Origin of the sequence: Achromobacter sp. RW408, assembly GCF_003184165.1 — a bacterium.
Classification (GTDB): domain Bacteria; phylum Pseudomonadota; class Gammaproteobacteria; order Burkholderiales; family Burkholderiaceae_B; genus Achromobacter; species Achromobacter xylosoxidans.
Genome location: NZ_QHHO01000049.1, coordinates 1078136 through 1086930, shown reverse-complemented (window position 1 = coordinate 1086930; position 8795 = coordinate 1078136). Strand labels below are relative to the sequence as shown.

Below are 8795 nucleotides of genomic sequence, written 5' to 3'. Positions count from 1 at the left end.
GGGGTGTGGTCGCTGCGCGCGGTGGCGGCGATGGGGGGCGCTCTTTGCGGCGCGCTTGTGGGAGGGCAACTGATTCTCGAACGAGAGTGTCCGACCAGGGGCTTTGTTGAAACCTGCGGGCAGATCGGCGCTCGCCGGGCGCGCCCGCGCCCGGCTCAGCCTTGCAGTTGTTTGTAGACTTCTTCGGAGACGCGTTGCAGTTCGTCGCGGCTGATGGCGCCGGAGAGGGCGTAGCCGAATTGGCCTTCGACCCAGTAGAAGACGCGGACGGGGCCTTCCTGGGTGAATTGGAAGGCGGTCTGGCCGCCGGCGGCTTCGCGGGTGACGTAGAGGGTCAGGCGTTGGCCGTTGGGGGCGCCGTACATGAAGAGGGCGACGGGGCCGCTGCCGCCGGGCAGGAGGCGGCCGCCGACGAGGTCGTAGCCGGCATGGGTAAGGGACGGGGCGCGCACGGGGGCGCCGAGGCGCTTGGTGAGCCAGGTGACCAGGGCCTTTTCGTTGTCGCCGCTGACTTCGACGGGGCGGCCCATGTCGGGGGCGTAGACGGCGTGGGCGATGGCAGCGCGCTGGGCGTAGCCGCCGGCGGCGCGGTCGGGTGTGGCGGTGGCCAATACGGTTTGCTGGTGGCGGGCGTCCATGGCGCCGCGCGCCATCCAGGCGCTGCTGGCGCTGATGACGGCGATGGCGGCACAGGCAGCGACGGCGCGCCAGGGCAGGCGGCGCGCGGGGGGCGAGAGCGGCAGGCGCAGGGGCAGGGGTTCATCCAGCACCGGGTCCAGCAGGGCGTGCAGGGCGCGGCGCTGGGCCTGCCAGGCGTGCACGCGCGCCAGGTCCTGCGGATGGGCCGCTAGGAAGGCGTCGACCTCGGCGTGGCGGCCGGGCGGCAACTGGCCGTCGGCGTAGGCGTGCAGGTCGGCTTCGGTGATGGGGTTGCCGGCGGTGGGAATGGCGTGGAGGCGTTTGTCGTTCATGTCATTTCACGCGATGGAGCCGGCTGGCGGGTTCCTGGCCCTGCATCAGGGCGCCCAGGCGTTCGCGGGCGCGCGACAGGCGCGACATGACCGTGCCGATCGGCACGCCCAGCACCTGCGCGGTTTCCTGGTACGACAGGTCTTCCACGCACACCAGCAGCAATACTTCGCGCTGCTCGGCCGGCAGGCCTTGCAGGCAGCGGTCCAGGTCGCGCACCTCCAGGTGGTCGGTCTGCGTGGCGCGCACCGGCACGTCGGGCAGGTCGCCCGCGCCGGCCTGTTCGGCCTGCCGGTGGCTGGCGCGCACGCCGTCGATGAAATGGTTATGCATGATGCCGAACATCCAGGCCCGCAGCTCGCCGCGGCGCTGCCAGCGCGAGTAGCGGCTCCAGGCCCGTTCGAGCGTGTCCTGCACCAGGTCGTCGGCCCGGTGCGGGTCGCCCGTCAGCCCGCGGGCGTAGCGCCGCAGGCTGGGGATGCAGGCCAGGATCGCGGCTTCGTCGTCGGCGCGCATGGTCGGGCGTGGAGGGACGGCTCAGGCCGGATCAGGGCTTGATGACGTGCCAGACGTCCTTGAAGTTGTCGCCGGTCTTGTCGCCCGGCTTGGTGTCCTTGGCATACAGGTAGACCGGCTTGCCCTTGTAGGCCCACTGCTTGGAGCCGTCGTCGCGGGTGATGATGCTCAGGTCGCCCGAGGCCTTGGCGTCGGCGGCGGCGGTGACGGGCGGCCAGATCTTGGCGCACTGGTCGTTGCAGGCGCTCTTGCCGCCGGCATCCTTGTCGAAGGTGTAGAGGGTCATGCCGGCGCTGTTGACCAGGATGCCGTCCTGGGTCTTGACGGCCTGGGCATGGGCGCCGGCCGAGAACAGGGCGGCGCAGGAGAGGGCCAGGGTTGCGGCGAGTTGAGTGCGCATGTCGTGCCTCGTAGATGGAAGAGTTTGGGGGACTGCCCTCTACAGACGCGGGGCGGAACGGGAATATTCCGCCACCGGAAAAAAAAATCGGGAGGGCTGGGGATGAAGATCCAACCGAGCCTCGCGCGGGCCCTTCGCGACGGCCGCCGTCAGGCGTGGCCGCCGGCGGGCGGGGCGGGTTCGTAGCGCATTTCTATTTCCAGGGCGGTCTCCTCGACAGGGGTGAAGCCCAGCGACTCGTAGAGCCGGCGGGCGGGGTTGCCCTTCAGGACGGACAGGGTGACCGGGGCGCCTTCGTCGTCCGCCTGCCGCAGCAGGCCGGCCAGCAGGCGCCGGCCCAGTCCCTGGCCCTGGAAGGCCGGGTCGATCTGGATCTGCACCACGCGCCAGCCGGCCGGATCGCGGAAGGTCTTGAACAGGCCCGCCGGGCGGCCGTGCAGCCAGACGATCTGGGCGTCGTCGAAGTGATAGCGGATGCGCGCCAGGTGATGCGCATCGTCCCGCGGCGCGTCAACGCGCGCCAGGTGTTCGGTCATGGTTGCCTTGCGCAGCGCCAGCAGGAACGGCAGGTCGTCTTCGGTGGCGGCTTGCAACGCCAGGGAATGGGGGCTCATGGTGCGGCTTCAGGGTTGCTTGGGGGGACCACGCTTGGCGCTTTTGCCGGCCTGGTGGATAAGGTTATAGAGCTGTTGCGCCGCCGGCGCCAGGGGGCGGCCCCTGCGCGAGATCAAACCCAGGCTGCGGGTGACGCGCGGATGCTCCAGCTTGACGCCCGCCAGCGTGGCGTGGCCGGCCGGCGGCATCGCCAGCTGCGGCACGGCCGCCACGCCCAGCCCGGCTTCCACCAGCCCCAGCAGCGTCATGACGTGGCTGACCTCGAAGGCGCTGACGGTGCGCTTGCCGCTCTTGGCCAGCGCGTCGTCGATCAGCAGGCGGTTGCCGCTTTCCTTGGCCACGGTCATGAAGCGTTCCTGCGACAGCTCCTCCCACGACACGCTGCGGCGCGCGGCCAGCGGATGGTCGCGCCGCACCGCCAGCACGAAGTCCTCGCGCAGCACCGCCTTGAAATCCACGTCCGGCTCCTGGGTGCCGAAAAAACTGATGCCGAAGTCGGCGCGGCCGGTCACCACGCTGTTGAGCACGGTGTGGGCGGTCTCGTCGATGATGCGCACGCGGATGCGCGGAAAGCGCGCGGCGTAGTCGTGGATGATGGCGGGCAGGAAGTAGTAGGCCACCGACGGCACGCAAGCCACCGTCACCAGCCCGCCGCGCTGCGCCGCCAGGTCGCCGATGCTGAGCACCGCGCGTTCCAGTTCGTCGATGGCGCCGCGCGCCCGTTCCAGGAAGATGCGGCCGACGTGCGTCAGCGCCACGCGGCGCGTGGTGCGTTCCAGCAGGCGCGCGCCCAGCAGGTCCTCCAGCTTGTCGATGCGCCGGCTCAGCGCCGGCTGCGACAGGTTCAGGTCTTCGGCGGCGGCGCGGAAACTGGCGCGTTCGGCCACGGCCACGAAGGCCTGCAATTCCTGTAAATCGAAATTGATGCGTGCCATGCATTAATCCATCCGTAAGTTGCAATTCAAATAATAGCCGCGCCGTCGCAGAATGCACCGCATGGAAACGATCATCCCTTGCGTACTGATGCGCGGCGGCACCTCCCGCGGCCCCTTTTTTCTTGGCGACTGGCTGCCGGCCGATCCCGCCGAGCGTGACCGGCTGCTGTTGCAGGCCATGGGTTCGCCCCACGCGCTGCAGGTCGATGGCCTGGGCGGCGGCAACTCGCTGACCAGCAAGGTCGCGATCGTGTCGCGCTCGACCCGGCCCGACTGCGATATCGACTATCTGTTCGCGCAGGTCTCGGTGGACCGCGCCAGCGTCGACACCCGTCCCAACTGCGGCAACATGCTGTCGGGCGCAGCGCCCTTCGCCATCGACGAGGGCCTGATCGCCGCGGCCGACGGCGAAACCTCGGTGCGGGTGCACAACGTCAACACCGGCGCCGTGATCGAGGCGGTGGTGCAGACGCCGGGCGGCCGCCTGACCTATGAAGGCGAGGCGCGCATCGACGGCGTGCCTGGCGCTGCCGCGCCGGTGCGGTTGAATTTCCTGGATGCATGGGGGGCGGTCACCGGCCGCCTGTTCCCGACCGGCCTGCGGCAGGAAGTGGTTGACGGCGTGGCCGCCACGCTGATCGACGCCGCCATGCCGATGGTGCTGCTGCGCGCCGCCGACTTCGGCCTGCGCGGCGACGAGTCGCCGGCCGAACTGGACGCCAACCCTGCCCTGCTGGCGCGCCTGGAGCGCATCCGCCGCGAGGCCGGCAGCCGCATGGGACTGGGGGACGTCTCGAACAGCGTCATTCCCAAGCCGGTGCTGCTGGCGCCCGGCAGCGATCCCGCCGCGCTGTCGCTGCGTTCGCGCTACTTCACGCCGCACGCCTGCCATCGCGCCCATGCCGCCACCGGCGCGGTGGGCGTGGCCGCCGCCTTCCTGATGGCGGGCACCGTGGCGCACGACTGTGGCGGGCCGGCGCCGCGCCCGGGCTACCGTGGCGTGCGCATCGAGCACCCGTCGGGCGGCATGGACATTGACGTCAGGCTGGACGCCGCCAGCGGCGAGGTGCGGGCCGCCGGCCTGGTACGCACCGCGCGCAAGATCATGAAGGGCCTGCTGTACGTGCCGGGGCGCTATGTGCCGGCGCGCGAGGAACGCGCCAGCCGATCGGAGTCGGCGCCTGCCGCCATGGCGGCATAGGCTGCGATCAAGAATGCCGTACCCGGAAGCCGCCCTCGGCCGCCGGCACCGAAACATGAAGGTGGCGGCCCGAGCCGCCTCCGACCCGAGACACAGCGGTCCGCAGAGACCGCCCATAGAACCATCAGGAGACATGACATGGCTTTTCCCTCCCGCAGCACCCTGTGCGCCGCCGCGCTTTGCCTGGTCCTGGGCAGCCCGGCCGCTCAGGCCGAATTCCCCGAACGCGCCATCACCATGGTGGTGCCCACCGCCGCCGGCGGCGGCAATGACACCCTGGCCCGCGTGATCGGGCAGAAGATGGGCGAACTGCTGGGCCAGACCGTCATCGTGGTCAACAAGCCCGGCGCGCAGGGCGCCATCGCCGCCGACTACGTGGCGCGCCAGCCGGCCGACGGCTACACGCTGATGCTTGGCTACATCGGCACGCACGGCATCAATCCGGCGCTGCAGAAGCTCAACTACGATCCGGTGCGCGACTTCACCGCGATCGGCATGGTGGCCGACTCGCCCACGCTGATGGTGGTGTCCAGCAGCATCGGCGTGCAGGACGTGCCGGGCCTGCTCAAGTACGGCCAGGCCCATCCCGACGGCCTGAGCTACGCCTCCGCCGGCCCGGGCACGGCGCCGGCGGTGGCGGGCGAGCTGTTCAACCGCGCCACCGGCGCGGCCATGCTGGAGATTCCCTACAAGGGCTCGGCCCCCGCCATGACGGACACGCTGGCCGGCGTCACCCAGGTCATGTTTCCCAGCCTGTTCAGCGCCTATCCGCACCTGAAGTCGGGCAAGATCCGCGCGCTGGGCGTGGCCGGCGCGCGCCGCGCCAAGGTGCTGCCCGACATGCCGACCCTGGCCGAACTGGGCGTGCAGGGCGTGGACGTGGCGCAGTGGTACGCGGTGTTTGCGCCGGCCAACGCCGATCCGCAGGTGGTTGCCAAGTTGAACACCGCGCTCAATGGCGCGCTCAACGATCCGGCCGTGGCCGCCAAGATCGACGACCAGGGCGCCGAGGTGCGCACCAGCACGCCGGCGGAGCTCGCCGCGTTCGTGCGCGAAGAGGCCGTCAAGTGGAAGCGGCTGGCATCGACGATTCACGCGGCGCTGTAAACAGCGCCAAAGGCGCGGCGTCGAAGTGGCGCAGGTTCGGAAACACCAGCCGCAGGTCGTCGGCGCTGGCGCCGAACCAGCCGCCCAGCGCCGCGCCCAACTGCTCCACCGCCAGCGTCGGCAGCAGCCGGCCGTTGTCGACGAAACCCGGGCCATCGGGCGCGATTTGCGGATGCGTGCCGTAGTAGCGGCCGCCGTTGACGGCGCCGCCCAGCACGAAATGGTGCGCGCCCCAGCCATGGTCCGAACCGTTGCCGTTCGATCCCAGCGTGCGGCCGAATTCCGAAGCGGTGAAGGTGGTGACCTGGCGCGCCACGCCCAGCTCCGCCAATGCCTGCTGGAACACGGCCAGCGCCTGGCCCAGTTCCTTGAGCAGGGCGGGGTGGGTGTCGTTCAGGCCGGTGTGGTTGTCGTAGCCGTTCTGCGACACGAAGAACACCTGGCGGCGCGCGCCCAGCGCCTGGCGCGCGGCGATGATGCGCGCCACGATCTTCAACTGCTGCGCCAGCGGCGAGGCGAAGTCGCCCGGCACCGCCACGCCCGACAGCGCCGCTCGCAGCCGTGCATCGGCGTCGATGGACTGCGCCGCGATGCGCGACATTTCGCGTTCCATCAGGTGCTCGCGCGGCTGTGTGATCAGCTGGCGCAGCAACGCGGTGCAGGCGCTGGAGCCGTACAGGTCGCGCGTCAGCAGTTCGATGCGGGTCGAGCCGTTCACGCCGACCCGGTAGCCCGCGACGTGGCGGCCGGCCAGCAGCACGGTGTTGCCGCCGGCGGTGATGCCGGTGAAGCTGCGCCGCGCGTTGATGCCGGCGTACAGGTCCGTCAGGCGTCCGGCCCAGCCGGACGAGGCGCCTTCCGGCGCCAGCGCCTGCCAGTACGACTGCTGGTCGTTGTGCGAAAACAGCTTGGGCGGCAGCGGCACCCGCGCGCCGATGTAGTCCGCCTTGCTGGTGGGCACCACCAGCGGGCCGACGTTAAGCACCGCCGCCATCTCGCCGCGCGCGAACAGCGGCGCCAGCGGCGCCAGGGACGGGGCCAGCGCGAATTGCGCGCCATCGGCGGTGGATGCCTTGTCGCGCAGCGCCGTGGATTGGAGGGCGTCACGCGGCAGCGCGATGTCGCTGCGGGCCGCGGCATAGGCGCGGTAGGCGGGCGCGTCGAACGGCACCAGCGTGTTGAACGGATCGTTGCCGCCGTACAAAAACACGCACACCAGCGCCTTGTAGTCGCCGGGCGGCGCGGATTGCGCGGCCGCCGCGCCCAGCGCCGCCAGGTTCAGCGCCAGCGGCGCCGCCGCGTGGCTCGCGCCCAGGGCGCAGGCGCGCAGCAGGAATTCGCGGCGGTCGGCCTTCATTTCTGCACCAGGTATTCGGGGCTGGCCGCCACCAGCGTGATGGCGGCGCGCACGCGGTCGCGCGGCCGCTCGCGCGGCAGCGTGTCAACCGCCTGCGCGATGGCCTGCGCCGTCGCCGCGCTGAAGGCGTCGCCCGCCAGCAGCAGCACGATGCGCGCCACCAGCGCGTCGGCGTCGGCGGCCAGGGCGATCTCGGCGGTGTAAGGGGTCTGCAGGTCTTCCCAGCCGCGATCGACGTAGATGGCCACGAAGTTCAGGTAGCCTGCGATGCTGGTTTCATCGGTGATCTGCAGTTCCGGCGCCACCAGGCCGCGCCGCGCCAGCTCGGTGACGGGAGGGGCATAGCGCGGCCGGAAGAAGTTGAACACGCTGGCCGAGCGCATCGGGCTCTGCGCCAGCCGGATGGTGTTGTCGGTGGTGTCGGGCATGGCCCAGGCGCCGTTGGTGGAGGTGGCGCCGAACGCCCGAGCCCAGCCGGAAAAGCGCAGGATGGGTTCGCGCACCTTGCCCCAGCCGGGCGCGGCCAGATCGGGGTGGCGCGCCTCGTCGTCCAGCAGGATGGCGCGCACCACCGCCTTGAGGTTGCCGCGCGCGCCGTGGCCGTCGTCGTCGAACACGGCCGCCACGCGCCCGACATAGGCCGGACTCGGATTGCTGGTGACCAGCCGCTGGATCAGCTGCGTGCCGATGAACGGCCCGACGTTGGGATGCGCGCTGATCACTTCCATCGCGCGCTCGAGCGACAGGTGTCCATCGGTGCCGGGCGGGATGACAGCGCCCAGGAAGCGCTTTTCGGCCAGCGAATGCAGCGCCGGGTTGAGCGCCATCGGCCGGCGATGGAACTGCACGTCGGTCTCCGGCCCGTCCAGGTCCCAGCCGGTGAAGACCTTGGCCAGGCCCTGCACGTCGGCGTTGTCGTAGGTCTCCACGGGCGCGCCCTTGACCAGCCGGGGCGTGCCGTCGCGGTTCAGTTCGACCAGGCCGATGCTGAACAGCTGCATCACTTCGCGCGCATAGTTCTCGTCGGGATGGCGGCCGGTGCGCGGGTCTTCCTTGCGGTTGCCGCGATAGGTCAGCATGCAGCCCATCGACAGATTGCGGGTGACGGCGGTGAGCAGATCCTGGTAGCTGCCAAAGGCATGCTCGGCCAGCAGGTCCATGAAGCCGGCGGCGCCGAACAGCGGCCAGTTGGCGGTGATCGACGCCACCCCGACCACGAAGATCTCCGACAGCGCGAACGCCACGCGGGTGCGCACCTGGTCCTCGGCGCTGATGAACTTGCGCCACAGCGTCGATTCGAGCGGCGCGTTGATACCGTTGCCCTTGTAGGCCTCGGTGTCCTTGCCTTGCTGCAGCAGCCAGTCGAAATGGCTCTGCGACGGCGGCAGCGCCAGTTGCGCGTCGAGCCAGGCGGCGTAGCCGTCGCGCACCACCGCGTCGATCTGCGCCGGCGTCGGGCCGAAGGTGGCCTGGGCCAGGAAGCGCGAGGCCTGGCCAGGCGTGGGCGGGCGGGTTTCAGTGGAAGCGGGCGGCGCCGCTCCGGACGGCGACGCGGACATGCAGGCAGCCCCGGGGTCGAATGCGAAAGCCTACGGTAGCGAAGCGCCAGGGGGGCTTCAAGACCGCCATTCGGACGAGGGACTAATCCTTTTGCACGAGGCGCGCAAGCGCGGCGCGCCGGCCCGCGCGGGGGCC

General features: G+C 70.7%; 9 protein-coding genes. 2 read left to right on the top strand and 7 right to left on the bottom strand.

Annotated elements, in window-relative coordinates:
* Positions 1–155: 155 nt before the first annotated feature.
* From DK459_RS24470 to DK459_RS24450, 5 genes are all read right to left on the bottom strand, one after another.
* Positions 156–971: an anti-sigma factor gene (locus tag DK459_RS24470; protein WP_006384422.1), complete on the bottom strand. Its 816-nt coding sequence runs from the start codon at positions 969–971 to the stop codon at positions 156–158.
* Between the two features lies 1 nt (position 972).
* The gene (locus DK459_RS24465; protein WP_006384421.1) at positions 973–1485 is read right to left on the bottom strand and encodes an RNA polymerase sigma factor; all 513 of its coding nucleotides are present in this window, start codon (positions 1483–1485) and stop codon (positions 973–975) included.
* Positions 1486–1516: 31 nt separating this feature from the next.
* The gene (locus DK459_RS24460; protein WP_054442881.1) at positions 1517–1885 is read right to left on the bottom strand and encodes a hypothetical protein; all 369 of its coding nucleotides are present in this window, start codon (positions 1883–1885) and stop codon (positions 1517–1519) included.
* 149 nt (positions 1886–2034) lie between these two features.
* Positions 2035–2499, bottom strand: a complete 465-nt coding sequence (locus DK459_RS24455; RefSeq protein ID WP_006384419.1) for a GNAT family N-acetyltransferase — start codon at positions 2497–2499, stop codon at positions 2035–2037.
* A 9-nt stretch (positions 2500–2508) separates the two neighbouring features.
* Entirely contained in the window at positions 2509–3435 is a 927-nt protein-coding gene (locus tag DK459_RS24450) for a LysR family transcriptional regulator (RefSeq protein ID WP_024070208.1), read from the bottom strand.
* Positions 3436–3496: 61 nt separating this feature from the next.
* Here DK459_RS24450 and DK459_RS24445 point away from each other — a divergent pair, with 61 nt between their 5' ends.
* A complete protein-coding gene (locus DK459_RS24445; protein ID WP_054442989.1) occupies positions 3497–4636 on the top strand; it encodes a 4-oxalomesaconate tautomerase in 1140 nt (379 codons plus the stop codon).
* A gap of 138 nt (positions 4637–4774) precedes the next feature.
* Positions 4775–5743 (top strand): tripartite tricarboxylate transporter substrate binding protein, encoded by a 969-nt coding sequence (locus tag DK459_RS24440; protein WP_006384415.1) that lies wholly within the window; start codon positions 4775–4777, stop codon positions 5741–5743.
* Here the strand turns inward: DK459_RS24440 and DK459_RS24435 are convergent.
* Both DK459_RS24435 and DK459_RS24430 read right to left on the bottom strand, forming a co-directional pair.
* Positions 5700–7100, bottom strand: coding sequence for a DUF1501 domain-containing protein (locus tag DK459_RS24435; RefSeq protein ID WP_054442883.1), 1401 nt, complete (start codon positions 7098–7100; stop codon positions 5700–5702). The genes DK459_RS24440 and DK459_RS24435 overlap by 44 nt on opposite strands.
* The gene (locus tag DK459_RS24430; RefSeq protein ID WP_054442884.1) at positions 7097–8659 is read right to left on the bottom strand and encodes a DUF1800 family protein; all 1563 of its coding nucleotides are present in this window, start codon (positions 8657–8659) and stop codon (positions 7097–7099) included. The genes DK459_RS24435 and DK459_RS24430 overlap by 4 nt, the downstream gene beginning before the upstream one ends.
* Positions 8660–8795 lie beyond the last annotated feature (136 nt).